Origin of the sequence: Ensifer sp. ENS08 (assembly GCF_014852195.1) — a bacterium.
GTDB classification, from domain to species: domain Bacteria; phylum Pseudomonadota; class Alphaproteobacteria; order Rhizobiales; family Rhizobiaceae; genus Ensifer; species Ensifer adhaerens.
On the sequence record NZ_JACVBF010000018.1, the window covers coordinates 97,652 to 123,452 of the forward strand.

The 25,801-nt window shown below is 60.1% G+C and carries 20 protein-coding genes and 1 pseudogene; 7 read left to right on the forward strand and 14 right to left on the reverse strand.

The window, feature by feature from the left end; all coding sequences use genetic code 11:
* Window positions 1–7: 7 nt before the first annotated feature.
* A complete protein-coding gene (locus IB272_RS28490) occupies window positions 8–607 on the forward strand; it encodes a GNAT family N-acetyltransferase (protein ID WP_192445536.1) in 600 nt (199 codons plus the stop codon).
* 71 nt (window positions 608–678) lie between these two features.
* Here IB272_RS28490 and IB272_RS28495 read toward each other — a convergent pair whose 3' ends face one another.
* From IB272_RS28495 to IB272_RS28505, 3 genes are all read right to left on the reverse strand, one after another.
* Window positions 679–1,458, reverse strand: a complete 780-nt coding sequence (locus IB272_RS28495) for an ABC transporter substrate-binding protein (protein WP_060521016.1) — start codon at window positions 1,456–1,458, stop codon at window positions 679–681.
* A gap of 127 nt (window positions 1,459–1,585) precedes the next feature.
* Window positions 1,586–1,981: a VOC family protein gene (locus IB272_RS28500; RefSeq protein ID WP_113079461.1), complete on the reverse strand. Its 396-nt coding sequence runs from the start codon at window positions 1,979–1,981 to the stop codon at window positions 1,586–1,588.
* A gap of 78 nt (window positions 1,982–2,059) precedes the next feature.
* On the reverse strand, window positions 2,060–2,968 hold the full coding sequence (locus tag IB272_RS28505; RefSeq protein ID WP_192445537.1) for a DMT family transporter: 909 nt from the start codon (window positions 2,966–2,968) through the stop codon (window positions 2,060–2,062).
* Window positions 2,969–3,424: 456 nt separating this feature from the next.
* Between IB272_RS28505 and IB272_RS28510 the strand changes: the two genes are divergently transcribed.
* Both IB272_RS28510 and IB272_RS28515 read left to right on the forward strand, forming a co-directional pair.
* Window positions 3,425–4,525: a DUF475 domain-containing protein gene (locus tag IB272_RS28510; protein ID WP_034800249.1), complete on the forward strand. Its 1,101-nt coding sequence runs from the start codon at window positions 3,425–3,427 to the stop codon at window positions 4,523–4,525.
* Window positions 4,526–5,922: 1,397 nt separating this feature from the next.
* Window positions 5,923–6,840, forward strand: a complete 918-nt coding sequence (locus IB272_RS28515; protein WP_113079459.1) for a zincin-like metallopeptidase domain-containing protein — start codon at window positions 5,923–5,925, stop codon at window positions 6,838–6,840.
* A gap of 407 nt (window positions 6,841–7,247) precedes the next feature.
* On the opposite strand, the gene IB272_RS28520 is transcribed toward IB272_RS28515, so the two are convergent.
* Window positions 7,248–8,438, reverse strand: a complete 1,191-nt coding sequence (locus IB272_RS28520; protein ID WP_192445538.1) for a DUF1173 domain-containing protein — start codon at window positions 8,436–8,438, stop codon at window positions 7,248–7,250.
* 1,315 nt (window positions 8,439–9,753) lie between these two features.
* On the opposite strand from IB272_RS28520, the gene IB272_RS28525 reads away from it, so the two are divergent.
* The 3 genes and pseudogenes from IB272_RS28525 to IB272_RS35065 all read left to right on the forward strand — a co-directional run.
* Window positions 9,754–10,077 (forward strand): DUF736 family protein, encoded by a 324-nt coding sequence (locus IB272_RS28525; RefSeq protein ID WP_034800240.1) that lies wholly within the window; start codon window positions 9,754–9,756, stop codon window positions 10,075–10,077.
* Window positions 10,078–10,417: 340 nt separating this feature from the next.
* Window positions 10,418–10,585, forward strand: coding sequence for a hypothetical protein (locus IB272_RS28530; RefSeq protein WP_167550717.1), 168 nt, complete (start codon window positions 10,418–10,420; stop codon window positions 10,583–10,585).
* Between the two features lie 49 nt (window positions 10,586–10,634).
* Window positions 10,635–10,870: pseudogene (locus tag IB272_RS35065) on the forward strand (prevent-host-death family protein); the annotation flags it as partial.
* A gap of 430 nt (window positions 10,871–11,300) precedes the next feature.
* Here IB272_RS35065 and traG read toward each other — a convergent pair.
* The 3 genes from traG to IB272_RS28545 are packed head-to-tail and all read right to left on the reverse strand — an operon-like array spanning window position 11,301 to window position 13,721.
* Window positions 11,301–13,214, reverse strand: coding sequence for a Ti-type conjugative transfer system protein TraG (gene traG / locus IB272_RS28535; protein WP_113079457.1), 1,914 nt, complete (start codon window positions 13,212–13,214; stop codon window positions 11,301–11,303).
* Window positions 13,205–13,444 (reverse strand): conjugal transfer protein TraD, encoded by a 240-nt coding sequence (locus IB272_RS28540; protein ID WP_113079456.1) that lies wholly within the window; start codon window positions 13,442–13,444, stop codon window positions 13,205–13,207. The genes traG and IB272_RS28540 overlap by 10 nt, the downstream gene beginning before the upstream one ends.
* Window positions 13,434–13,721 (reverse strand): TraC family protein, encoded by a 288-nt coding sequence (locus tag IB272_RS28545; protein ID WP_089045666.1) that lies wholly within the window; start codon window positions 13,719–13,721, stop codon window positions 13,434–13,436. The genes IB272_RS28540 and IB272_RS28545 overlap by 11 nt, the downstream gene beginning before the upstream one ends.
* Window positions 13,722–13,940: 219 nt before the next feature.
* Between IB272_RS28545 and traA the strand changes: the two genes are divergently transcribed.
* On the forward strand, window positions 13,941–18,560 hold the full coding sequence (traA, locus tag IB272_RS28550; protein ID WP_192445539.1) for a Ti-type conjugative transfer relaxase TraA: 4,620 nt from the start codon (window positions 13,941–13,943) through the stop codon (window positions 18,558–18,560).
* 25 nt (window positions 18,561–18,585) lie between these two features.
* Here the strand turns inward: traA and IB272_RS28555 are convergent, their stop codons facing one another.
* From IB272_RS28555 to IB272_RS28585, 7 genes are all read right to left on the reverse strand, one after another.
* Entirely contained in the window at window positions 18,586–20,388 is a 1,803-nt protein-coding gene (locus IB272_RS28555) for an MmgE/PrpD family protein (RefSeq protein WP_192445540.1), read from the reverse strand.
* A gap of 58 nt (window positions 20,389–20,446) precedes the next feature.
* Window positions 20,447–21,376 carry a carbon-nitrogen hydrolase family protein gene (locus IB272_RS28560; protein ID WP_089045657.1) on the reverse strand — a complete coding sequence of 310 codons (930 nt, stop codon included), beginning with the start codon at window positions 21,374–21,376 and terminating at the stop codon, window positions 20,447–20,449.
* Window positions 21,376–22,023, reverse strand: a complete 648-nt coding sequence (locus IB272_RS28565) for an RraA family protein (protein WP_060643751.1) — start codon at window positions 22,021–22,023, stop codon at window positions 21,376–21,378. The genes IB272_RS28560 and IB272_RS28565 overlap by 1 nt, the downstream gene beginning before the upstream one ends.
* Window positions 22,024–22,056: 33 nt before the next feature.
* Window positions 22,057–22,917 (reverse strand): TauD/TfdA family dioxygenase, encoded by an 861-nt coding sequence (locus tag IB272_RS28570; RefSeq protein ID WP_192445541.1) that lies wholly within the window; start codon window positions 22,915–22,917, stop codon window positions 22,057–22,059.
* 122 nt (window positions 22,918–23,039) lie between these two features.
* The gene (locus IB272_RS28575; RefSeq protein WP_192445542.1) at window positions 23,040–24,128 is read right to left on the reverse strand and encodes an ABC transporter ATP-binding protein; all 1,089 of its coding nucleotides are present in this window, start codon (window positions 24,126–24,128) and stop codon (window positions 23,040–23,042) included.
* Window positions 24,125–24,928 carry an ABC transporter permease gene (locus tag IB272_RS28580; RefSeq protein ID WP_113136167.1) on the reverse strand — a complete coding sequence of 268 codons (804 nt, stop codon included), beginning with the start codon at window positions 24,926–24,928 and terminating at the stop codon, window positions 24,125–24,127. Before IB272_RS28580 ends, IB272_RS28575 begins: the two co-directional genes overlap by 4 nt.
* 15 nt (window positions 24,929–24,943) lie before the next feature.
* Window positions 24,944–25,753, reverse strand: a complete 810-nt coding sequence (locus IB272_RS28585) for an ABC transporter permease (protein ID WP_246802053.1) — start codon at window positions 25,751–25,753, stop codon at window positions 24,944–24,946.
* Window positions 25,754–25,801 lie beyond the last annotated feature (48 nt).

A 25,801-nucleotide genomic window follows, 5' to 3' on the forward strand; every position in this document is an offset into this window, starting at 1 on the left:
CGATCTCATGGAAGGGTGGGCTGATCCCGAACTCTTCCTGGAAAACACCATCGGCTTCTGCGTACTTCACGACGGATCCATCGTCAGCTATTGCGCAACCGACAGCGTAAGCGGTACCCGTTGCGAAGTGGGCGTCGGGACCGAACCTGCCTATCGGCTTGGCAAAGCGGCAGCGGCTGCGACGATTACCGAGTGCATCAAGCGCGGACGCACCGATATCGAGTGGCATACGCACGCCTCGAACAAGGGTTCTGATCGCAATAGCCAAGGGTTGTGGCCTCATCGAACGCGACCGGCACGTGGCTATAGCGGTAACCTGCCGGCAGAGAACGTCGGCGATCTCGACCTCAACACTTGCCTGGAATGGGGCCTTCATCTGGAGAAGGCAAGCGATCACATCAACTGGAATCGCTTCCACGCAACCGGAGCCTGGATGCTTGCCGGCGACCGCACTCGGGCGATTGCCAATCTCCGCCAGCTTGTCGATGGCGGTTGGGATGGCGAGGCCGAGTGGCTCGAAGGCTACTGGGCCGTGCAATCGCTCGTCGACGATCCCGAATTCAAGGCGATCGTGGCACGGCCGCGCGCGATAAGAGAAGAGGAATAAAAATAAGATCCGGCCGTGCCCGTAGGACGCGGCCGGATCTTAAATTGGGTTGTTCCGCCCGTCTTCACGCGTCACTTCATCGTATAGACGTCGATGGTGAAGTACTTGTCGTTAATCTTCTTGTAAGTGCCGTCGGCGCGGATTTCGTCCAGCGCCTTGTTCAGCCGTTCGCGCAGGTCGTTGTCCTCCTGGCGCACGGCAATGCCGACACCTTCGCCGACGAATTTCTTGTCGGTGATCGGCTCGCCGATCAGTTCGCAGCACGCCTTTCCATCGGCGTTTTTCGTCACCCAGTCGAGCAGCGGCAGCATGTCGCCAACCTGAAGGTCGAGGCGACCGTTGACCATGTCGAGGTTCGCCTCATCCTGCGTCGGATAGAGCTTGATCTCCGCGTCGGGGTATGTGGCGGTGATGTATTCGGCCTGGGTGGTGCCTGACTGTGCGCCGATCACCTTGCCCTTGAGCGCCTCATTGGTGAACTCGGTAAAGCCTGCACCCTTCGGGGCCGCATGCGTCATGGCTGCGAGGTAGTAGGGATTGGTGAAGGCGACCTGCTTCTTGCGTTCCTCGGTGATGAACATCGACGCGATGATCAGGTCGTACTTCTTGGCAACCAAACCGGGAATGATGCCGTCCCAGTCCTGGGCGACGACTTCGCATTCGACCTTCATGCGCTCGCAAAGTGCTAATCCGATGTCGACGTCGAAGCCGCCGATCTTGCCGGCCGGATCGATGAAGTTGAAGGGCGGATAGGCGCCCTCCGTGCCGATCTTGATCTTTTCGGCGGCCTGGGCCGAAACGGCCGTTGCCGCCATGATGGCGAGCACTGCTGCTGCAATCCGCTTCTTCATTCGCGTTCCCCTTGTTGTGCACCATTCTTGATGCTTCCGGGGAAGACTAAGTCGCGCTCGTCTATAAGCGAAATAGATAGGCGCGATAATCGGTATTGTTTTGGTTGATCTGCCTGGCAGCCAGGTCCTACTTGTAGCGACCGTGGCGCTGGAGCACTTCGACCTTGTAACCGTCGGGATCAACCACGAAGAAAAACCGGGCAAGCAGCGCGCCATCGCGGGTGAAGTCGACGATCTTGCCCGGATTGAGACCAGCGTCCGTCAGGCGCTGGTGCTCGGCGCTGAGGTCGTCGACCGACACCGCCAGATGACCATAGCCGTCACCGAGCGCATAGGGCTCGGTCCGATCTTTGTTGACCGTCAGCTCAAGCTCGAATTCGCTTTCCTCGTTGCTGAGATAGACCAGACTGAAGGTTTCGAACTCCAACCGTTCGGCGATTTCGAGCCCAAAGGCCACACGATAGAAATCGATCGATCGCTTCTCGTCGAGAACACGGATCATCGAATGGATCGCTTTGGCCATGGGCATCTCCTTCAAGCTTGGACCTCGGCGGCGTAGCAGAGTGTCGCCGATGATGGAACCCCGCCGAGTTGGTGGAGATTAGGCTTTTGCGCTCCGCTTCTTCAGCTGCTGTTCGCGGAAGAAGATGAAGAGGCCCGAGGCGACGATCAATGCCGCGCCGACGAGCACGGTCGGGCGCGGTGTGTCGCCGAAGAAGAACCAGCCGAAGACGACGGCCCAGAAGAGCAGCGTGTATTGCAGCGGGACGACGGTCGCGGCATCGGCGAGCTTCAGCGACCGATTGACGAGGATATGCGCAAGCATCGCGACGATGCCGAGCGCGCCGAGTTGCAACAGCGCTTCGCCATCGACCGGCGCCCAGCCGGAGGGATTGGCGGCAACGCCGACGAGCGAGAAGATGAGCGCGCCAACGATCTGCCAGAAGACCAGCGTCGTGTCAGGTGTGGAGCGGAGCGTGCGACCGAGCATGAGGGCAAATGCGAAGGCGGTGCTGCCGGCAAGCGCAATCAAGGCCGGAAGGCCGAGGCTTTCCTTGGAGGGATCGAGCGCGATCAAGACGCCGGCAAAGCCGATGAGGATCGCCGTCCAGCGCCGCCAGCCAACCTTTTCGCCAAGCAGGAACGGCGAGGCCGCCGCCACATAGATCGGCGCCGCCAGCCAGTAGGTCATGGTATCGGCGAGCGGCATGTAGGCGACCGCGAAATAAAAGGCGGAAGCGTCGATGGCAAAGAGCAGCGAGCGAAGGGCCTGGAGGCCAGGGCGCTCGACCTGGAACATAGAGCGCAGGCCGCGCCTGAAAATGAAGGGCGACAGGAACAGAAGTGCCGCAACGCTTCGGATCACCATCAGCTGGCTGACGGAGTAGGTCGCCACCAGCCATTTGCCCATGACGTCGTTCAGCGAAAACATCAGCATCCCCAAGAGCATGATGAGCACGCCGGTACGGGCGGCGTTCGGGGCGGTTATGGGGGCGGAGATCACGGTCATGTCAGGGCCTTTAATAAGTTGCGCACGCCATGCCACATTCAGCGCGGCCGATCCATTGCCGAGTGCATATGGAACCATAAGTTTTGCGAATGAATCGGTGGCGACGCTTGGTGCGGCAGCCGAACCAAGACAGGGCTTGGTAACAACCGTTTGGCGATCCACCAGCAAAGCGATTGGCGGCCCCCTTGACGTTCCGCCCGACACTGCTAATTAGTCAAGCGTGCCCGCCGTCCAGACATCGGATCGCGGGTCGAACACTGGTGCCGGGCCCCTCTGGCGAGAGTTTTTACGGCGCTCTCGTGATGTCGGTACCGCCAGCAAATTAGCCGGCGGATTAGCTCTCATGAAAACTGATCTCATGCCTCACGCATGTGCCCCTTTGGCCGTGCGCATTTCTGTTTTGAAACCCCATCTTTTCACCGAATCCGGCGTCGTCCGCGCGAAGGAGGCACGTCGATGAACCAGCCTCAATCGCATTCGAGCGCGCTCGGCTATTTCACCTGGGCCTTCATCGTCACGGTGGTCGGCCTTGTGCTCGGCGCCTGGCTGGGCTGGCAGTCGACCGGCACCATCGGTGGCATGGCCTCCGTCTTCTTCATCTGCACCGTGCTTGCGGTGCTTGAAATCTCGCTGTCGTTCGATAACGCCATCGTCAATGCCAACAAGCTCAAGGACATGACGCCCGAGTGGCAGCATCGCTTTTTGACCTGGGGCATCATCATCGCCGTCTTCGGCATGCGTATTGTCTTTCCGCTCCTGATCGTCGTCATCGCGGCGAAGATCGGCCCGATCGAAGCGATCGTTCTGGCGGCAAGCAAGCCTGAGGAATATGCGCGCATCATGAACGACGCGCATCTGCCGATAGCGGCCTTCGGCGGCACCTTCCTGATGATGGTGGGCCTGACCTACTTCTTCGACCATGAAAAGGACGTGCACTGGATCAAGTGGATCGAAACCAAGATGGCGCGCTTTGCGACCATCAAGGGTATCGAGATTGCGTTCGTTCTCGCCCTCATTCTCAGCTTTTCGACGCTGCTCGAACCGGCAGAGGTCCACACATTCGTGTATTCGGCGATCTACGGCCTCTTGACGTTCCTCGTGGTTGAGGTGGTCGGCGGTCTGCTTGATGCCTCGCAGCAGACCATGAATGCGGCGGCAAAGGGCGGTTTCGGCGCCTTCCTCTACCTCGAAGTTCTCGATGCCAGCTTCTCGTTTGACGGCGTCATCGGCGCCTTTGCGTTGACGCAGAACCTCTTCGTCATTGCGATTGGCCTCGGCATCGGCGCCATGTATGTGCGCTCGATGACGATCATGCTGGTTGAGAAGGGAACGCTCAACGAGTATCGCTACCTGGAGCACGGCGCGTTCTACGCGATCCTGGTCCTCTCGGTGGTCATGTACTTTCAGACGCTGGTCCACATTCCGGAAGTCATCACCGGCCTTGGAGGTGCTGCGCTCATCGGTATCTCGCTCTGGTCGTCCATTCGCCACAATAGGCGCGAACGCGAAATGGAAGAGGTGCAAACGCGGGATTCGCAGGAGCAACTGCGAGCCTGATCGGATCTCTTGACTTGATAATGAGCCCGGCGGGCATGTCCGCCGGGCCTATTCTTTATCGAGAGCAACTTCTCGAGGGGGATCGGTGGTTTTGGTTTGAAATGGCAAAATGACGGCGGGCACAGGACCAAGAAAAGCGTCATCCAACAAAAAGGCCGGGTTAAACCCGACCTTTCGTGATCGCACCATGCCGATGCCAGTACATCCGTGGTCAACGGCAAAGGGTACCTGTGCTCTCAATTCAGCCGTCGATCGCAATTTACGCAAATCGGAAATCCTGATCGCCGTCCCAGTGATGCCGCCTAATCCTGCCGTCTCCCCACGAAGGCCATCTGAAGCGGTGCGCGGGTTCTACGCCTGGCCGGCCCAAGGTTAAATAAAAGCACCGTAGATCAATCTGCCGGATCGAGCCCGTACAAAGCGTGCTGTGTCCTTCCAAGGTCAGCCTTGCGGCGGCTTATTTCCCACGCCGACTACCTTTGGCTGCCGCCGATGTCTCTTCCGTTGGCGAGGGCGCCGGCAACGGTAAGCGCCGTCTAAAACCCAGAGGCGGGATCATCAAGTGTGCTCATTCCCGCTTCCGAGATCACAAGTCCTAACCGCCCACCGATAGCCAGAAAAACCGCCCTGCGAACTGAGGTGTGTCCCAGTCGCCGAGGATGAAGGCCCGTGTTCGATCGACCCACGCCCATGAATGGGCGAAGCCATTGTGCGCGACAAGCGGCGCGTACACCGGTTCATCAGTACCGCTGATGGGCCGCGATAAGCGCGCTCAAGCCGGCGAGCGACACGGCGTCGCGGGTGGCCATCGCCCCCGAGTTCCCTCAAAACGAAGCGCGCGCTGGCCGCAGTCATGCAGACGAGGCGGTGTTAACCAGGTGACGGCAAACGGTGCGGTGAAGGGGAATGCCACGATCTCCACGCTCCCTTAGCGCGTTAGAGACGGTCTTTTCGGAGAGCCCCTAAAGAGTGCGTCCGTGCTCTCGAAGCCGAACCACGGCCGCCCCTGCACGGGCCAAGGCGATCGAAAATGTGGCCTCACCGCATGCGTGTAAGCACATCCATGTCCTGACATTGGAGGTCGCCGTAGGGGGCTATCGTCATCGAGGACTTTCGACAGGCCCGACCCGATCTTGTCGCCAGGGGTGTCTCCTCAAGCACTCTCCGCCAGACGAGGCCAGTTGATGTGGCGCAAGAGCCCGGACTTTTCGGGCGTCGATCATGATCGGCCTCTCCTTCAGCACGCCCGTCGAGACATGGCTCGGTTGTGGCAGACGCTGCCAGCCCATCAACCCTGTTCCGCACAAGCACCGAGAACAGGGTGTGACGGGCCGGCCTCCCGCGCCTGCCCCTGCCGCCTCGCCCTCGACGGAGGGGGCGAGCTAAAGGAGGCACCAATGACCAAAGATCGCAGACGCCAAACACAAGTCGATATCTACGAGCGCGTCACTAACCGGATTATCGCCGCCATCGAGGCCGGCGCCGGTGACTACAGAATGCCCTGGCATCACGACGGATCGGCCATCACCACGCCCGTCAACATCGCCTCAAGCAGGACTTATCGCGGCGTCAACATCCTCTCACTCTGGGCTGCGGCCCACGCGGCCGGCTATCCCACCGGGATCTGGGGCACTTACCACCAATGGCAAGCGCTCGGCGCTCAGGTTCGTAAGGGCGAGCACGGTCACCTTGTCGTGTTCTGGAAGACCCACGATCGCGACAAAACGGAGGACCAAGCCGACGACGCAAATCGTGACGAACCCGCCCGGTCCATGTTTGCTCGTGGCTACTCGGTTTTTAACTGCGCCCAGGTTGACGGCTACACACCGCCCGAGAGCCCGGTGTTGCCGGAAGCGAAGCGGATCAACCGGGCCGAACGGTTCTGCGCGGCCCTCGGCATTGATATCTGCCACGGCGGCTCGCAAGCTTACTATCGCCCGGCTACGGATCAGGTACAGATCCCAAGGTTCGCGTGCTTCCGCGATGCGGTCGCCTACTACGCGGTGCTGCTTCACGAATGTGGCCATGCATCTGGCGCCAGCCACCGTCTCAACCGCGATCTCTCTGGACGTTTCGGCTCGGCCGCCTATGCAATGGAGGAATGCACGGTCGAGCTCCTGAGTGCAATGATTTGCGCCGATCTGGGCCTCAGTGTCGAGCCGCGTCCGGACCATGCCCGCTATATTGCATCGTGGATCGACGTGATGCATTCCGACAAGCGCGCCATCTTCACTGCTGCCAGCAAAGCGCAGGAGATTGCCGACTGGATGCATGCACAACAAGACAAGCAAAATGAGGCAAGGGGCGCCGGCTAGGCGTCCCTTTCAAGAGAAAATGCCATGGATCATCACCTCGCGAGCGAAAATGCGAGGTGATGGGTGCGCCGACGGCGGCGGCAGGGGCGCGGTGTTTGAAATTGCCGGTTGCCGTCGTCGCGGCAATCGGACATTTGAGTTTTCTGAAGAAAGGCAGTCGGCAAAGCAAGTTATGGCGGCTCGCCGCATGACGGCATCTCTGTTGCTTAGCACCCTCTACCGATAAAAAGTTGCCGACAAGAAAGGGAGCTGTAGCCCATGGCGAAGTGCGCTGATGCTGTCCGCAGAACCTGGATTTGTTCGTGAACTCTGCGAACCGTCCGTTTCCCTTTGCGCCTTCCTTCATCATCTAAAAGCTTGCCACCACCGTTGTCCGAGCAAAGGCAACGCAGCCGGCATTCTGACGATCACGGCAACTGCGGCATGTCTCCCTCGGCAATGTACCAAATCCAAGGCGTCATCTCCGGTCGTGCCTCGATCATTTCCGTCAATGCCCGCTGGTAGTTCCCACCTGCACCGGCCGACACGATAAACATCGCAACCGGGCAGGGTCGCTGTTCCGGCAAGGTGACCGACACGATTGGTTGCTCGTGTGAGAGGTTGAAGCGTAAGCCTTTGACGAACTTGCGTCGCAGCCCTGCCAGTCTGTTCAGAAGATGGCGCTCATGGACGTTTTCGAGTGGGATCCAGTTCTCGTTCACCACCATCATCGCGACTTCTTCGACGGCTGCAACCCCGGATGCCGAAATCCCAAACGTCGCGATCATGACGAGGTGCAATTCGTCGTTCGCACGCCACAATTCAAGTTCCGTTTCGTATCTGGCGTTCAACCGCCTCCATGCTTGGTCTTCAAGCATGAAGGGAAAGGGCAGATGCCGCACCACGATCCGGTGTCCGACGCGTGCGGGGATGAACTCCTTTGCTTCCGCAACAGCGATCATCAGTTTGCGCGGTCCTGTCCCGGACGCTTGCGCACCGCAAAGCGCGGTTACTCGGCGTGCGGCAATTGCTTCCTTGTCCTCATGATGGAACGCCTCCGGCACAAACAGCATATCGCTCAGCTGTCCGCCGCGGGTCGTCATCTGCGACGCGGCATTCATGAGGCTCGTGCGAACCCGACCCCAGCCGCGCTTTCCAGTCCAGGAGGGCTGCCATTCGGTCAATTCTCCCATTTCCCACAGGTAGTGCAGCGTTGCGCGCAACGAGAGCTTCTGTGGCTCATTGCGAATGGCGGACTCTTGCGGACCTGCCGATCGAGATGCGGCCGCTCGTGGACCTTTCTTCGTCATCGAAAAATCGATCTTCAAGATTGCTCGCCCGTTCGCATCGACCTGGATCGCATTGCCGATCAAAGGCCCGAGCCCGGACAATTCATAGGGAGGTTCAAAGGATGGGCAAGCCGGGTCATGATTGCGCCCGGAAAGCGGCATGCGTTTGACGAGGTGTTGCTCATCGAGCCGCGCGATGTACATCGCAACCGGCGGCTCCTTGCACTGGCAATATGGCCGAAGCCCCTGTTCATAAGCACGTGGAAGAAGAGCCCGGAATTCGCTCGATGCCTCCTCGAACAGCCTGTCGCCGATCAGAAACCGTCGCACATTCGCCTCCGCTTCCCATTCAATAGGCCCTAAGGGTCAGTGACGATGTAGCATGGATTTTTCGGTTATACTATAACAAAAAAGATAGTATAAAGTGGAAGGGATAGCGCCCTATGCTGTCGCCACGGAGATGAAGGCGGTGCCAAAAGTAAATTTCTCGCCGCAGCATTGGCAAGCGTCTTCATGGATGCGACGTCGATCCACCTTCACGTGGCGCTGGCTTTCATCCCAATCCCTGGAGCATGATAATTGGAAGGAAAGCATCCGTCGCTACTGAAAACACAACGATTCCTAGCGCTATCGGAGGTTCGGCGACTTGCCGGGTCGCCGAGGGCCCGTACTGCTGGATCGCAGCAAGGCTTTCAAACGCACTGCAATCGGAGCGCCATAGCGACCTTTGCGAATCGATGAGATTGGGCGGGGCCGAAGTCGCTCCAGCTCCGGGACATAATCGGGGAAGCAACCACAGAAATGGGCAATCGGCGATGTCACCCGGCCGGCAGCGAATCCGTCTGGCTCAGTCGATGTGGGATATCCCGCTTCGTGCTGATTTCGAGGTTGCGAGCGAACATGGGTCGATGAGCAACCTCGACGCAAAGATGGTTTCCTCACGTGTCAAAAGAACAAGGAGAAATTTTTCGCCGGAGCGATCGGCTGCCTGGCGAACGCGAGGGGCGTGACCTCGAGCCGTAACTCCTGGCCGCGCGGTACGACGTCGGTCGCTCAGGACGGTGGATGGCAATTGGCGCGCGTCTGACGCGGCAACGCGGCTAGGGGCAGCATCGTTGAAGTTCGTTTGTCGATCCCGGCGATGGCCGGGGCGGAGACTTGCAATCCAGTTTGCGGGCGATGTGGTCACCGCGACCGCGCAATGTGCATCCGAGAGATCTGGCGGCAGTCCGTGCTGCTCGCTGCTTCCAATGGGCAGAGACCGGGACGGGCGTATCGTTGGGCGGCGTGCCCAGTTGAAATGTGCCGCGGTCTTATGAGGTGCCGGCGGGTGGCCGGAACGGTCTGTCGCCGGCGTCGGTTGCACTAGATCATTCCCTCTTCTACATCGCCCTTTAGCCGACCGCCTGCCTTTCCGGTCAACCCCTGAAGGGGTACGTCTCACCCAAATATTCTGCAAAATTCCATTTTTGGATCACTGCTGGGCACCGGATGCTTTCCTCCAGCAAGCATGACAAACGCGCACGCGTTTTTTTGAGCAGAACATGGAATTTAGCAGAATATTTGTGCGAGATGACCGCAGCAGATCGGCCGTCTCCTCGCGCGCTATCGGGAATGGTCCCGAGCAACCGAAGGAGACAATACTATGGCCACCACGATCGCAGCTCTCACGCAGAAGACCGATGGCACTCTCGAAGGCGTTTTCGCCACCATCCGAGTGAACGCCCCGATCGCTATCGTCCCCAACGCCAACAAAACGAGCGAAGAGGCCCCTGACTATCGCGTCATCCACCGAAAGACCGGGTTCGAAATCGGCGCGGCGTGGAACCGTATCGCCCGCCAGACCGGAGAAGAGTACCTCTCCGTGAAACTGGAGGCTCCAGAGATCGGCGTGATCTTCGGCAACCTCGCACAGGCTCCCGGCGGCGATCCGAACCGCAAGGTGATCATCTGGAATAACCCAAACTGAGCCACCAGCGCCGGTCCCGATCAATCGGGACCGGCACCCGCTCGTTCTGAATGCGACCGATCCCGAGCGGGATGCCCACGTTTGTACCCAGAAACAGGACGGGCATCGAGCCCGCACCTGTTCTTTTATCCTGCCACACGAGATGAAAAACTATCTGCTCAGATCGCCAAGTCTGCCGCGAGGAATCGTGCCGCCTAAAGGACGAGCGGTCCCCCCGAAATGCTCCGCATTCCGGCTCCCCCACTCGCCGGCTCCGCCGGTCGCATTCGCGATCCTTGACCCGGCCCAATTCTCGCGGCCGGCGGCGTCATCTTTCCCAACAGCCAAGGAGATGACGAAAATGACGGTTGCACTGGAAGCCCACATCGAGGAATTGCGCCGCGAGCTGAACTGCTGCGACCCGGCTGAACGCGCCCAGATCCAGGCCGAACTGGAACAGGCCTATGCGGAGCTTGAGGTCATCGTAGCCGAGCTCGAGGGCCGCGTCAGCAGCGAGCCTCCCTTCTAGGGAGGCTTTCGCCAGGCTCGCATTTACGGCAAATCCAAGAATATAGCAGATCGCCAACCCGCGCTCGGGTTCCTATGCGACGAGCGATTTTTCCCGGAAATCCGGGGACATCATCGCCCCCTGTCTTGGTCAGTAACGATCACCCAGGGCGACAAGCCGCGCTTGGTCCTCCTCAACATTAACGACTATGAGCCCTGATGCGCGTCCGAAGCGCGCTCGGTCGGAACCATCGAAACCATTTCCAACAGCCTCTTTGCGGACTTCGTAAGTGCCGTCGACGTCTTTTGGTCGAGGACGAGCGCTTGCCTGAATAATTCGACGCAGGCAAACCTTGCCGATGGTTCGCTCTTCAGACCAAACAGGTCCGCACACCAGTTGCCGAAAGATCGGACGTTCCGGGTTGGTGAACGGCTTCGAGAGCATCGGGTAGAGCAAGCGCGTTCAAGCGCAGCACACACTCACTGCGATTGCTTTAAGCTACATCCCGCTCGATTTTTCCACCGCGCTCGAACCCGATTTGGACCAGAGCGAAAATTGCCAGATGAGGAACTTGTGCGTCGACCTTAAGATCCTTGCCAAGGGCGAGGGGTCGGCAAGGACATTACCGCTCGCGTCACGAAGACAACTCGGGCTCGTATCGGCGGTGCTGACGTCACTCAAGCCGGATGTCGGCCGGGGCAATAAGCACGGGTAATTGTTGGCTTGGCGTGGAAGGTTAAATCCGGACAAAGCGGTTTGCCTTGGCTGCCTGATCCATGTCCTTCCGCCGAAAATATATCGCGCGCCCGCAGCGGATTGGGCTATGACCTTGCACGATAATGATCTGCTCGTCTTTGCGCATCGACTGCGTGATCTCGTGCGGCATGATCAGCGGTCGGCGCTGGAGATTGACGCTTTCGGATAGGCGCGATCCTGCGTTTTTTGGGCCCCAGCCAATGACGCGTGAGCCTCTCTTCACCTCGACGGTCATCTCGCCGCATTGGGCCGAGACGCTGCGGGCCGTGTCGAGCGCTTTAATCGCGGCATAGCTGGCAAAGGCACAGCCGTCGATCCACGACGTCGCGCCATCCCTCCCGAAATGCCGCTCCAGTTGTCCGACCGATTGGTACATAAGCATCATGGAGATTCCGTACTTTCGGCCGCGATCACGCGCCTCTTCCAGCACCCGCATGTAGCCGAGCAGATCGACCTCATCGAGCATGAACAGCGCACGGCGCTTGAAGGTGCCATCGGCCTGCACCACTGCGTTGATCAGCGAGCCGATGATCACGCGGGCGATACCCGGATAGGAGCGCAGGATCGATGCCGGAATATTGATGAACACGTCATTCTTGCCCGCTACGATGTCGCTCGACCTGAACGCGTTCCCGCAGACAAGCGCCGCGTAGCTGTCGAGCGACAGCCATTGCGTGTCCTTAGAGGCCGTGGAATAGACGCCGCTGAAGGTCTGCTCAGTCATGTTGGTAAAGACGCCCAGCGTTTCGCGGATGAAGGCCGATCCCGAATGGTCCTGGATGTCGCGCAGCATGGCGAGCACAGAGGGTTCTGGCTCGGATACGATCTGCCGGAGACTGCGTAAGTTCCGTCGCCCATCATATTCGGGCGACAGCATGACATGGGCGAGCAGACCGGTCAGCAGATTGTGTGCCTGGTTCTGAAAGTAGGAGCCAGTCGAACTTTCAAAGCGCACGCTCTCCGACAAAAGCATGTGAGCAATGCCGACGATGTCCTCTTCCTTGTGCTTCGATTTCTCGATGCCGTCGAGTACGTTGAAGCCCATGACCGGGCTCGTCGGATCGAGCACCATTACCTCGCGGCCGAGCGCGCGGGTTCTATGCTCGACCACCATTGGCGCGACCTCGGTCGATGGATCGAGGCAAATCAGCGGCCCGGTGTAACGCAGCGCCGTGGGCACAACGTTGCTGGTGGTCTTGTATCCACCTGACCCGGCAAAGAAGAGCACGTGCGTTGAATCGAAATCCTGTTTGTAGGTCAGCAACGATGCCTTGCCGCCCTGGCCCCAGGTTGCTGGATCGTTCGGATCGAAAGGTAATTGATGAACGACTTCCTTGTCGACCCGGTAACGCTCGCCAACGACGATCTCGCCATCAGGCGGAAACAGCTTTCCCGCCGCGGCCATCGACAGCCAGTTCGCGTCCCCGAAGATCCCGCGCTTGGCTCGCTTCACCGGTTCTGGAACAACCGTGGAGATGCGCGCGCCCACCGCCACCGCCAGGAAGCCGGCCACCAAGCCAATGACGGCGACAATGTCGAGATAGGAGAGTGCCCGGTCCCACGAGACCGCACCGCTCGCCACGTACGGCGCGAGCCGATCGAACTCGCGCAGGACATAGAAGCCGGCCACGAACAGAAAGCAGACAAGGTTCACTATCGCGATCGACCTTCGCCGGTGCAGCGGCAACGCACAAACGGTCAATAATCCGACGACCGGCCCAAGCAACAACGCGGGCAGGGGCGAGGCTCGTAGGAACCAGTATGATGTTTTTCCAGATAGCTCGCCGGCAAGCTTCGGCCAGTGCCAGCCGACGATGTAGACGGCAAAGGCGGTGACGGCAATTGGCACCAGAACGAGCAGCAGGCTGGGATGCAGTCTTTCCTTTAGTGCCACTTCGCCGCCTCCTCGATGTGAGATGATCCTCTATCATGCGAAGTCGCCTTGAAGGCTTGCTCACCGATATCGCGCAGCCGCCGATGCTCGTCGGTGCCGGGCACGACGCTTGCCAGTTCCGTTAGGCCACCAAGCAGAAACGCTCGGTCGGCCCCCGCGAGACCCGCTCTGACGATGATGCCACCGAGCAGGAATTTCTCGCGGGCCTCTCGTTTGCGATCATTCGTCATGAGAAACCTCCGCCGTCGTTCCAGACCCGCCACCTGGCTGTCGACGCGACGAAGCTGTTGCGCCAGCAGTCCCCTCCTTCTCCTCTTTGCGAAATCGCGCGGCAATCTGTTCGAAGATCGCGTCGAGTTCTTCCTCCGTGATCTCCATTTCCGCCAATCCCGTTTTTGTCGCGGCGCGCGCAAACCGCTCGGCGGATTTTACGATTAGCGTTCGTCTGCGCTCGCGCAGCTTCTCGATCTGGGCATCGATATCAGAGAGCGATGATTTTACGGCCATTCCAGCGTCCCTCGTGTCGGAGCAATCTCACGGCGATAGTTATACTATCTATTTAGTGATAGTAAAATAGGATAGGTTGCATCACCCCGAAAAAGCCGCAGCCGGAATTTCGGCATCGGCCGTCTTTACGGAAGAGCGGCATCGGCCCTCCGGTCCGATCGGTTTGAGGGCGCAATATACGTCGCTGGCGCGACGTGCTTGAAAGCTTCGGAGACACTCGTGGCGATCATGTTCGTTAGAGCGCAGGTGATCAGCAGGGGAGCGGGGCGCAGCATCGTCTCGGCCGCCGCCTACCGCCACCGCGCCCGGATGACGGACGAGCAGGCCGGGACGTCCTTCAGCTACCGTGGCGGCGCGTCGGAGCTGGTGCATGAGGAGCTGGCGCTGCCGGACCAGATACCTCTCTGGCTGAAGAGAACAGTCGACGACAAGACCGTCGCGGAGGCCAGCGAGGTGTTCTGGAATGCGGTAGATGCGTTCGAGACGCGGTTGGACGCGCAGCTTGCGCGGGAGTTGATCATCGCGCTGCCCGAGGAGCTGACGCGGGCGGAGAATATCGCGCTGGTGCGCGAGTTCGTCCGAGACAATTTGACGTCGAAGGGCATGGTCGCTGACTGGGTCTATCACGACAAGGACGGCAATCCGCATATCCACCTGATGACGACGCTCAGGCCTATTACGGAGGAGAGGTTTGGGCCGAAGAAGGTCCCAGTCCTGGGCGATGACGGAGAGCCGTTGCGTGTCGTTACGCCGAACAGGCCGAACGGCAAAATCGTTTACAAGCTCTGGGCCGGCGACAAAGAAACCATGAAGGCATGGAAGGTCGCGTGGGCGGAAACGGTCAACCGCCACCTGGCGCTGGCCGGCCATGAGCTCCGTCTCGACGGCCGCTCCTATGCTGAGCAAGGCCTCGATGGGATCGCGCAGAAACACCTCGGCCCAGAGAAGGCGGCGCTCTCGCGCAAGGGTGTCGAGATGTATTTCGCGCCCGCCGATCTAGCGCGGCGGCAGGCGATGGCCGACCGGCTACTCGCGGATCCTGCGCTTCTCCTCAAGCAGCTCGGCAACGAACGTTCCACCTTTGACGAGCGCGAAATCGCCAAGACGCTGCACCGCTATGTCGATGATCCAGTGGACTTCGCCAATATCCGCGCGGGGCTCATGGCTTCGGACGACCTCGTGCTGCTGAAGGCGCAGCAGATCGACACCCAAACGGGCAAGGTGACAGAGCCGGCGGTGTTCACAACGCGGGGGATCCTGCGCATCGAATATGACATGGCGCAGTCAGCCGAGGTTCTGTCGATGCGAAAGGGCTTCGGCGTCTCCGGTGCCAAGGCCGCCGCCGCCGTCCGAAGCGTCGAAACGGCCGATCCGAAAAAATCCTTCAGGCTCGATGCGGAACAGGTCGATGCGGTACGTCATGTCACGCGCGATAATGCCATTGCGGCGGTCGTGGGGCTTGCCGGCGCCGGTAAGTCGACACTGCTTTCGGCGGCCCGCGTCGCATGGGAAAGCGACGGCCGACGGGTGATCGGCGCGGCCCTAGCCGGCAAGGCTGCGGAAGGGCTGGAGGACAGTTCCGGGATCCGGTCGCGCACGCTGGCGTCCTGGGAGCTTGCCTGGGCCGGGGGGCGCGAAACAATGGAGCGCGGCGATGTGCTCGTCATCGATGAGGCCGGCATGGTGTCATCGCAGCAGATGGCGCGTATCCTCAGGGCTGTGGAGGACGCAGGCGCAAAAGCCGTGCTGGTCGGCGACGCGATGCAACTGCAGCCGATCCAGGCGGGTGCGGCGTTCCGGGCAATCACCGAACGGATCGGCTTCGCGGAACTTGCCGGCGTGCGGCGGCAGCGTAATGTCTGGGCGCGCGATGCTTCCCGTCTCCTTGCGCGCGGCAAGGTCGAAGAGGGCCTTGATGCCTACGCGCAGAGGGGCTGCATTGTCGAGACCGAAACCAGGGCCGAGATCATAGACCGCCTCGTTGCCGATTGGGCCGACGCCCGCCGGGACCTGCTTCAGAAATCTGCCGTGGGCGAGCATCCGGGACGTCTTCGCGGCGACGAACTGCTTGTGCTTGCTCACACCAACGATGACGTCAGAAAGCTGAATGAGGCCTTGCGCAAGGTCATGATCGACGAGGGCGCGCTGACAGGTGCGCGCCAATTCCGGACGGCACGTGGGCTTCGTGAGTTTGCCGCGGGCGACCGGGTGATCTTCCTCGAAAACGCCCGCGTCCTCGAACCACGGGCAAAGCGGCTTGGTCCCCAATATGTCAAGAACGGCATGCTTGGCACGGTCGTTTCATCCGGCGACGAACGCGCTGACGCACTGTTGACTGTACATCTCGACAATGGCCGGGACGTCGTGATCAGCGAGGATAGCTACAGCAATGTCGATCACGGCTACGCCGCGACCATCCACAAATCTCAAGGCTCGACCATCGACCGGACCTTCGTGCTCGCCACCGGAATGATGGACCAGCATCTGACCTATGTGGCGATGACCAGGCATCGTAACCGCGCCGATCTCTACGTGGCGCGCGAGAACTTCGAACCGAAGCCGCAGTGGGCGCGTAGCGCACGTGTCGACCATGCAGCCGGCGTCACCGGTGAAATGATGGATACCGGGTTGGCCAAGTTCCGGCCGCAAGATGAAGATGCCAAGGAAAGCCCCTACGCCGATGTGAGGACGGACGACGGAACCGTTCATCGACTTTGGGGCGTGAGCCTGCCGAAGGCACTCGAGGAGGGCGGAATCAGGACCGGTGATACTGTGATGCTCCGCAAGGATGGCGTCGAAACGGTCACGGTAAGGGTGCCCGTCACTGATGAAAAGACCGGCAAGAAGCGTCTCGAGGAACGTCAGGTCGAGCGCAACGTCTGGACTGCAACCCAAATCGAAACTGTCGATGCGCGCAAGGCGAGGATCGAGCGGGAAAGCCGTCGGCCGCTTGTGTTCAGAAAGCTTGCTGAGCGCCTCGGACGATCCGGCGCCAAGACGACGACGCTCGATTTCGAAAGCAAGGAAGGCTATCGGGAGCATGTCCTTGATTTTGCCCAGCGGCGTGGCATCGACACGCTCGCCCGGGCCGCTGCGGAACTGGAGGAGGGTGCGGCGCGGCGGCTGGCGTGGCTTACGGAGAAGCGGTCGCGGTTGGCGAAGCTCTGGGAGCGAGCGAGCATAGCGCTCGATTTTGCAATCGACCGGGAACGGAGCGTCTCGTACAACGAGGAGCGCAGAGTATCCTTGGTTGCCGGCATCCCGTTAGCCGGAAACTATTTGCTTCCACCCGCCACCGAGTTCCCCCGCAGCGTTGAAGAGGATGCGCGTCTCGCGCAGCTCGCCTCGCAACAGTGGAAGGAGCGGGAGGAAATACTCCGGCCGGTGCTGCAGAAAATCTATCGCGACCCGGGTGGCGCGCTGTCGGCGCTCAACGCTCTGGTATCGGGCGGAGACGTCGAGCCGCGCAAGATTGCCGAAGATCTTGGCCTTGCACCCGAACGCCTTGGCCGATTACGCGGCTCTGACCGCATGGCCGATGGCCGCGCCGCTCGAAACGAGCGCAACGCAGCCATGGCCACCTTATCGGAGCTGCTGACTTTGGCGCGCGCGCATGCAACCGAGTTCCGCAGGCAGGCGGAGCGCTTCGCCAGCCGCGAGCAGCAGCGGCGCGCTCATATGGCATTGTCCATTCCCGCGCTTTCGAAAATGGCGATGGCGCGTCTCGTCGAAGTCGAGGCGGTCCGGGAGCGCGGCGGGGTCGATGCCTACAAGACGGCCTTCGCCTACGCCGCTGAGGACCGTTTGCTGGTGCAGGAGGTCAAGGCGGTCAACGAGGCGTTGACCTCACGCTTTGGCTGGTCTCCATTCACCGCCAGGGCCGATCCGATCGCCGAGCGAAATGTTGAAGAGCGGATGCCGGAAAATCTCGCCACTGAGCACCGTGAAAAACTGGTGCGCCTGTTCGAGGTGATCAGGCGTTTTAGCGACGAGCAGCATCGCGTAGAAAAGCAGGATCGCTCGAAAATCGTTGCCGGCGCAAGTATCGAGTTCGGAAAGGAAGCAGTGCACGTGTTGCCCATGCTTGCCGCCGTCACGGAGTTCAAGACATCCGTCGCCGATGAATCACGGGAAAGGGCGCTTGCCGCTCCCTATTACAATCATCATCGCGCCGCGCTCATGGATGCAGCGACACGCATTTGGCGCGATCCGGCCGGCGCGGTCACCAAGATCGAGGAGCTTGTCGCAAAGGGTTTTGCCGGCGAGCGGATTGCCGCAGCGGTCACCAACGATCCGGCCGCCTATGGGGGGCTGCGCGGCTCCGGTCGCCTAATGGACAAGTTGCTTGCTCCCGGCCGGGAGCGGAAGGCTGCGCTTCAGGGCGTGTCGGAAGCAGCAAGCTGTGTCCGTTCTCTCGGAGCGTCTTATGCCGCAGCGTTTGAGGCCGAGACCAAGGCTATCGCCGCAGAGCGCCGGCGTATGGGGGTCGCCATTCCCGGCCTATCGCGGAAGGCTGAGGATACGCTGCGGCAGTTGACGGCAAGAATGAAGAAGAAGAGTGGCGGGCTCGACGTTGCTGCGGGTTTGACCGATCCGACCGTCGCCCAAGAATTCGTCGCCGTCAGCCGGGCGCTCGACGAGCGCTTCGGCCGCAACGCGTTCCTGCGTGGGAACAGGGACGTTTTCAACTTTGTGTCGACAGCGCAACGGAATGCATTCGAGGCAATGCAGGAGAAGTTGAAGCTTCTTCAGCAGATCGTGCGGGCAGATAGCGGCCAGAAGATCGTTTCCGAGCGCCAACGACAGGCGGTCAATCGGGGTCCTGGTGTCGAGCGGTAGAGGCAATTCAAAGAGCTTCATTCACTCAGGTGTCTCGGCAGCCGGTCCTTGCTGCACGGCGCGGCAGCGAGTTGCTCCGCAGACCGAACCGAAGAACGGGGTTGGAATCCGATGACGTTTCTCCTTTGGCATCAATCCGGTGCAAGTACATGCTTGGGCCAAGCCCATGGTCTGAAATCTGTTTTGTCCTTTCCCGAAGCCGCACGTCTATGCAGGGATTGAACTGAATACCAACAGGCACAGCTGCCTTGGCCGCGCTACCGGAATTTACAGGTAAAGACGTTGGGTGGCAATGCCGATGGGACACGGCTGACCAAGACGTTGCATCGGCCAGCTGAAAGTCCCTTGCCGTCGACCACAAGCGTTGCTCGACGAGGGCAGGACAGGGGGAGTTCTCCATGGGATTAGCACGATGGCCGTAGCAGGCGTGCTTCCTGCCAGCCTTGGGGACGGGAGTCCCCACGGTCCTTCCCCCTGGCCTGCATAGCGTCGATCCCGCCTTATCCAGCGCGTACACCTTATCAATGGCTTCGCAAGCACCGCTGTCTCCCACGACCGGGCTCGCAAGTCGCAAGAACTTACCCTCGAGAGCTGATTTCGGCATGGGGTTACTTGCCTCTCCCTCCGCAACGTCCACGTGCCTTTCGAAGATTTGTCCGTCGCGCAACTGTAACCAAGCGCTTGCGGCGTGAGCGCCTCGAGGCGAGGCGTGGCTGGTATGTGGCCTGAGCTCGATACTGTCTTGAAACCGCCCGGCGATCTCGTCATGAAGCCAATCATCCACGAACCAGTCGGGACCGGGCTCGACGCCGAATACGGCCATGGCTATGGCGTGCGGTGCGCTGAACTGTGCTGCCCACATGTCCCGTGGACGCACTTTGCAAAATGGCGGTTCGCACACGATCGGAGGCGCGGTCACGATCAGCTTGGCATGCAAGCCGTCGGCAGGATCAATGCCGGCCATACGGATGACGTCGCGGCTGGCCTGGACACTGCTTAGGATGAGTCGGCAGCAACTGAATGGCTTGAAGCCAACCCGAAGAATTTCGTAGGCGTCCCCCAAACCTTTGGTCAGTTTATCGAAACGGCACTCGTCGGCGCCCGCCATCCGCCAGAAACCTGTCTCACCCTCGAAGACATCCAAAGGCCCCTCGTAGCCGGCAGCGGCAAGGCGTGCGGCCAAGACTCCCATTTGCGCGGCCATGCCGAAGTTGTTCTTCGCCATCGAAGGCGCGTCTCCGTAGACGGTCTTCATGACGGACGCTACTGGCGCATTCGCAGCAGCGATCGCGATGGCATGCGCCGCTCGTCCGGCGTCGAGACGCATGAGTCTCGCGGCCGCGGCTGCTGCACCGAATATCTGCCAAGTCCCATGGCCGTGAATCGCCTTTCTGGGCTGGACGTGAGCCAGTGAGATGCCAACGCGGCAACTCACCTCATAGCCGATGATCACGGCCGCGAGGAATTCTGTGCCTGAAGACTTCGTGTGCTCAGCGACCGATAAGGCTGCCGCAATCACCGTGGCTCCGGGATGGCCCTTCTCGTAGATGTCGTCGAAGTCGAGCGCATTGATCAAAGTGGCCTTGACGAAGGCGGCCGCCGCCGGTTCGGCACAGCCACTGACAGGTCCGCCGGAGGAGGGTGCGACCTGGCTGTCCCCCCGTAGGTTTCTCAGCATTCCAGCCGTGGGCAGCTGGCGCCCACCGAACAAGCAGCCAAGGGAGTCCAGAAGGCAAAGCTTGCTCCTGTCGAAAACGTCGCTCGGAACACGAGCGAGTGCTTCCTCGGCGATGTAGCTGCCGAACGTTTGCGTGATGAAAGCGGTCATATCTGTGTCCGATTACCCGACGATGGCGATTGGCGGTCCATTTTCAGGTGCGCGTTGTCTACGTGCTACTAGAAGAAATTTGTGCCCCGAAGGTCTGCGCAGAGGAGCTGCAGGAGGAATTGCAACGATCACTGCGCCTGCAACCTCGGTCGACGCGTGCCTGATCGACAAACGAAACCTTGTGTGACGCGGCGGGAATGAGCTTGCGGACTACCCCCACACGGTCGAGATCGAGGTGTGCGGAAACCACACCGACCTGATCGACGGCGCGGGCTACAACCTGTCCCCAGGGGTCGCAGACGAGAGAGTTGCCGTAGGTGAAACGGCGATCTCCGTCCGCTGCAGTGTAGCCTCCCCACTGACCACAGGCGACGAAATAGACTTGGTGCTCGATCGCGCGTGCACGGCAGAGCACTTCCCAGTGGTCCTTTCCCGTCTGTAACGTGAAGGCCGCGGGCAGAATGACCACATCGACGCCGGCGTCTGCAAGCGCATCAAAGAGCCGGGGGAAGCGAAGGTCGTAGCAAATCGCACAGCCGATCCTGAAACCGCCGGATTCGTAGACGAACAGGCTTTCTCCGGGCGCAACGGTGGCGGATTCTCGATACATCTTGCCATCTGGCGCCTCGATGTCGAACAGGTGAACTTTGCGGTAGCGGCCGACCTCGTTACCTTCTGGGTTAAAGACGACCGTTGTGTTGTAGATCTTCGAACTCCCATCGACCCTTTCGAGCAAGCTGCCGCCGTGGATCCAGACCTTTTGCCGGGCGGCGAACGTCTGCAACATGCGATAGGCGTCGCCGCCCGGCATATGATCAGCCGCCGCCAGTTTCTCCGCCACCGTGCCGCCGGACCAGTCGAAATGTTCCGGGAGAACGATGAGATCTGGTGTATCGCGTGTGATTGCCTGCAGCATCAGGCTCTCGGCCGCGCGTAAATTGCTGTCGCGGTCGGGTTGGGAGTTCATCTGGACGAGGGAAATCTTCATTATACGATCCGATCCAGTTCGAAGATGGAATGGCCGGCCTCAAGGTAGGGCCGGAGCTTAAGGGAACGCTGTTGGCGCTCGAGGGCGACGTCCGCGATGCAGCGCATATCGGACGGATCGGCAACGAAGACACCCTCCGTATCTGCTAAGACCGCATAGCCGGGCAGCACGGCCGCCCCGCCGCATGCGATCGGGACGTTGATCGCGCCACCAATCTGGTGCCGGCGGCTGGTCGTCTTGGACGAGACTCCGCGACACCACACCGGGAAGCGGCTGGCGCGGATCTCCTCGATGTCGGTGCAAGGACCATCGACGATAATGGCGACAGCGCCACGCGCTCGGGCAGCAGCAACGACACCGCCGCCGACGCAGGCGACGTCGTCCCGGTCGACCCGGGAGATGACGAGAACATCTCCCGGGCGGAGCAGATCGATTGCCGTGTAGATGACGGCTCCATCACGGCCGGGCGCGGCGACCGTGACTGCCGTTCCAATTGCCTTGACCGGAAAGACCGGCGCAATTCCTGCCCCAACAAATCCAAGATATTCGAAGTGGCCGATGGTTGCGGTTTCGACTCCCTCAAGCAGGGTTCGCAATGCGTCCGGAATCGCTTGCAGCTGTTTTTCGATCTTGTAAGGCTGGGACATCGATGAACTCCGATCTGCCCTGTGGTTCACAAATCAGACCGGGCGCTCGCCGGATGTCGTCGTCCGATGCATAATCCGGATCGTGTTCGGGTCGAATGAATCGCGCCGGTGCATCGTGCAACGGTTGTCCCACATCACTATGTCGCCCACGCTCCATTTCTGGACGAAGACTTCCGGCGTGTTGGTGGTGTGCTCCCAAAGCCTTGAGATCAGGTCGTTGCTTTCATCGAGCGGCAAGCCGACGATCCACGCCCCTTCCGACGTCCCGCCAAGATAAAGCGCTTTGCGGCCCGTCTCGCCGTGGCTCCTGACCAGCGGATGAACGACGCCGCTCCACTCGCGAAAATCCGCGCTCGTCGGTTCGCCTTTCCCGAGGCGCAATTTTCCCGTTTTGTCGTAGACGTTCTGGAAGAAGATCTGCCGCCCCTCAACAGCACTGCGTAGCTCCTCGGGGAGCGTTTCAAAAGCCTGGTAGGTCGACAGGAAATACGTGTCTCCGCCGGAAGCGGGAACCTCGATCGCCCTGAGGATGGCGCCGGCGGGCGGGCGTTCGTAGAACCATGTGTCCGTGTGCCACGTCGCCTCGCTGTTGCCGAGCGCGCCGCCCGGCTTGCCGTCCTTCATCACATTGCTGATCACCAGAATTTCGCGATGGATCGGGTGTCCGCCTTCCTGTAATTGCTTGGGATGGATGACGAAATCTCCGAAGTGACGGGAGAAGTCGACCTGCTGCTGGTCTGTGATATCGCTCGCCCGAAAGCGAATGACGCCGTATTGCAGCCAGTAGGATCGAACTGCCGCAATGTCCGCGTCGTTGTAGTCGGAGAAATCGAACCCGACGATATCTGCGCAGACGTTGCTGTCATTCTGGATTGCCGAAACTCTTGTTTTCATGTGTGTCTTCGCCTCTGTGTGGGAAGATCCCGGGCTCGGGATCACATAGAGCTTAGCGGAGTGATAAGTCGGCATTCCAATATCAATTCGTTTGCATTAATATTGGAATACAATGAATGTCACTATTGCTCCAGCAGTTGGACAGCGGAATGGGCGATGGCGAGGTCTACGCGGCAGCCGGCCGAGAGCTTCTCGAGACGGGTCGAGCGGATCATGGACTTCAAGGTGATCCCGCCATCGACGAGCATCCAGGCCTCGAGATAGGCGCCCAGATTGACGACCTTTTGGACGGTTCCCGTCAGGCGGTTTGCCGGTTCGTCGAGGGCCCCTGCCGCATCTGCGAGCCTAACGGCCTCCGGTCTGATACAGCAGAAGCGCACATCGTCAGGATCAACGTCCTCTGCCGGCTCGGCGGTGAGCACCGCCTTTCCCGCGCCGAGGGAAACCTTCAGCTTCCGATCGGCCCCGGTCTCTGCGGATACCGGGAGGATATTGGACTTGCCTATGAAATCTGCCACGAAGGAGGTTCTCGGGCGGCCGTAGATATCCGCGGGCGCTCCTTCCTGCGCGACCACTCCGCCATGCATGACTATGATCCGATCGGACATGGCCATCGCCTCTTCCTGGTCGTGTGTGACATAGATGAAGGTCATGCCGAGATCTTCCTGGATCTCTTTCAGCTCGACGCGCATCGCTTCCCGGAGTTTAAGGTCAAGGTTTGAGAGCGGCTCATCGAGAAGCAGCACCGACGGCGAGGGCGCAATCGCCCGGGCGACCGCGACCCGTTGCTGTTGCCCCCCTGAAAGTTCCTTCGGATAGCGATCCTCAAAGCCCTCAAGATGGACACTCTTCAAGGCTCGTGAGACACCGTCGGCGATTTGCTCGCGGGGCCGGCCCTGCATCCTTAGGCCAAAGCCGACATTCTGGGCGACCGTCATATGCGGGAAGAGTGCGTAGTTCTGGAAGACCAGTCCGATTTTCCGGGCTTCCGGCGGGACGCCTTGCTGATCGCGGCCGCGAATTCGGATTTGTCCGCTCGAGGGCGCTTCAAATCCGGCGATCATATTGAGGGTCGTCGTCTTACCACATCCGGACGGACCAAGAATGCTGACGAATTTTCCCTTAGGGATGGCAAGGCTGATATCGTCGACGATGCGGTTTGCACCGAACTGCTTGCTGACGGAAAGGAGTTCAATATCGATGGTGGTCATTTGCTACCCCCGTGGAATTGGGCGGAGAAGCCGCCGATCTTTTCGAAAAGGATGATTACGCCAAGGATGAAGAGGAGTGATGTGACATTCACGGCCGCAAGCACCGGATCCAGGCTGTATTCGAGATGATTGATGACGGTAATCGGAAGTGTCGTCTGACCGGGTCTGACCAGGAAGACGGAGAGCGGGATGTTGTTGAAGGAAATGATGAAGGCGAAGGTCATCCCCGAGAAGAGGCCGGAGCGGATCAGCGGTAACAGCACGTATCGGATCCTCTGCGTGACGCTAGCGCCCAATACGCGTGCCGCGCGGTCCAGCCGCTTGTCGAAACCAAACATCGCCGTGGCCGCCATGCGCACGACGTAGGGCAACGTCAGAATGATGTGAGCCATGACAAGGCCGGGTGTCCCTAGCAGGTCGTAAAGTCCAACCGAGGACAGGAACAGGACGACGGCCACGCCCTTGACGATTTGCGGGACCGACATGGGTGACAAGAGGAACGCCATGATGGCGGTATGCCCCGGACATTTTGCGTAGGCGACGCTGTAAGCTCCAAGGACGCCGAGCAGTCCGCTAGCGAGCGATACGATGACGGCAAGTTCGACGCTGAGTAGAAACGGATCGAGCCAGCGGCTAGTCCATAGTGCCGCGTACCATTGAAAGGTCCATTCGCTTGGGATGAACGTCACAGCCGAAGTTGGACTGAAAGAGGCCGCAACGACGACCACCAGCGGAAGAGTGATAAAGGCAAGGATGGCGACAAGCGCCATCCTGAACAGATATGTGAGCAGTCGGTTCATCGGAGCCTCCCGAAATTAAAGGTGAAGTTTTTGGTGGAGGCGCGACTCCAGCTTGGATCCGACGAAGCCGGCGGCCAGCATCAGGATGAGAAGAACGTTCGCCATGACCGCCGCGAAGGGCCAATCGAGATAGAACAGCACCTGCTCGTAGACCATTGTGGCCATGACTTTGAAACCAGCGCCGCCAAGGAGGGCCGGGGTCGCATAGGCGCTTGCGGCCATGGTGAAGCCAATCAAGAAGGAGCTTACGATTCCTGGCACGGAGAGCGGCAGGATGATGTGCCGGATTACAGCAAGACGTGACGCGCCAAGAATTTGCGCAGATTTTTCCAGACTGGGGTTGATACCCTGGAGGCTCGTCAGAAGCGACAGCACGCCAAATGGCAGGATGACGTGAGTAAGCCCAACCACGACGCCGAGAAGGTTTTTCGACAAAGGCAAGGGTTCCGTGATCAATCCGGTCCACATCAGCGCGGAATTGATAAACCCGCGATCTTCAAGAATGATGAGCCAGCCATAGGTGCGAAGCACGACCCCCGCCAATTCGGGCGCAATGGCAAGCGCGAAGATGACCGTTCGCCAGCGCGACGTGGCGCGAGCCAGATAGTAGGCGAGGGGATAGGCTAAGACGGTCACGCAGAGCGCAACGAGGCTGGACATCACGACGGTGCGGGCCAGGCCAGCAAGGACAAGGTCGTTGCTGAAGAAGCGGCTGTAGCTCGCAAGTGTCGGGCCGCCCTCCGTTTGACTTTGAAAGCTGATCCCGATCATCATGCCCATCGGTATCGCGAAGAAGAGCACCAGGACGAGCGACGGCGCGACCATCGGCAGAAGTCCCTTGGCAGGGGCTCCGGCGGGCGGGGGCTTTGTCGG

Excerpts from the sequence above, each read along its gene's own strand:
- IB272_RS28500 (WP_113079461.1), bottom strand. The coding sequence starts at position 1,981 with ATGGCCAAAGCGATCCATTCGATGATCCGTGTTCTCGACGAGAAGCGA.
- IB272_RS28505 (WP_192445537.1), bottom strand. The coding sequence starts at position 2,968 with ATGACCGTGATCTCCGCCCCCATAACCGCCCCGAACGCCGCCCGTACC.
- IB272_RS28530 (WP_167550717.1), top strand. The coding sequence starts at position 10,418 with ATGACGGTTGCACTGGAAGCCCACATCGAGGAATTGCGCCGCGAGCTG.
- IB272_RS28545 (WP_089045666.1), bottom strand. The coding sequence starts at position 13,721 with ATGGCCGTAAAATCATCGCTCTCTGATATCGATGCCCAGATCGAGAAG.
- IB272_RS28510 (WP_034800249.1), top strand. The coding sequence starts at position 3,425 with ATGAACCAGCCTCAATCGCATTCGAGCGCGCTCGGCTATTTCACCTGG.
- IB272_RS28570 (WP_192445541.1), bottom strand. The coding sequence starts at position 22,917 with ATGAAAACAAGAGTTTCGGCAATCCAGAATGACAGCAACGTCTGCGCA.
- IB272_RS28565 (WP_060643751.1), bottom strand. The coding sequence starts at position 22,023 with ATGTCCCAGCCTTACAAGATCGAAAAACAGCTGCAAGCGATTCCGGAC.
- IB272_RS28495 (WP_060521016.1), bottom strand. The coding sequence starts at position 1,458 with ATGAAGAAGCGGATTGCAGCAGCAGTGCTCGCCATCATGGCGGCAACG.
- IB272_RS28490 (WP_192445536.1), top strand. The coding sequence starts at position 8 with ATGGAAGGGTGGGCTGATCCCGAACTCTTCCTGGAAAACACCATCGGC.
- IB272_RS28580 (WP_113136167.1), bottom strand. The coding sequence starts at position 24,928 with ATGAACCGACTGCTCACATATCTGTTCAGGATGGCGCTTGTCGCCATC.
- IB272_RS28525 (WP_034800240.1), top strand. The coding sequence starts at position 9,754 with ATGGCCACCACGATCGCAGCTCTCACGCAGAAGACCGATGGCACTCTC.
- IB272_RS28555 (WP_192445540.1), bottom strand. The coding sequence starts at position 20,388 with ATGACCGCTTTCATCACGCAAACGTTCGGCAGCTACATCGCCGAGGAA.
- IB272_RS28575 (WP_192445542.1), bottom strand. The coding sequence starts at position 24,128 with ATGACCACCATCGATATTGAACTCCTTTCCGTCAGCAAGCAGTTCGGT.
- IB272_RS28515 (WP_113079459.1), top strand. The coding sequence starts at position 5,923 with ATGACCAAAGATCGCAGACGCCAAACACAAGTCGATATCTACGAGCGC.
- IB272_RS28540 (WP_113079456.1), bottom strand. The coding sequence starts at position 13,444 with ATGACGAATGATCGCAAACGAGAGGCCCGCGAGAAATTCCTGCTCGGT.
- IB272_RS28560 (WP_089045657.1), bottom strand. The coding sequence starts at position 21,376 with ATGAAGATTTCCCTCGTCCAGATGAACTCCCAACCCGACCGCGACAGC.
- IB272_RS28585 (WP_246802053.1), bottom strand. The coding sequence starts at position 25,753 with ATGGTCGCGCCGTCGCTCGTCCTGGTGCTCTTCTTCGCGATACCGATG.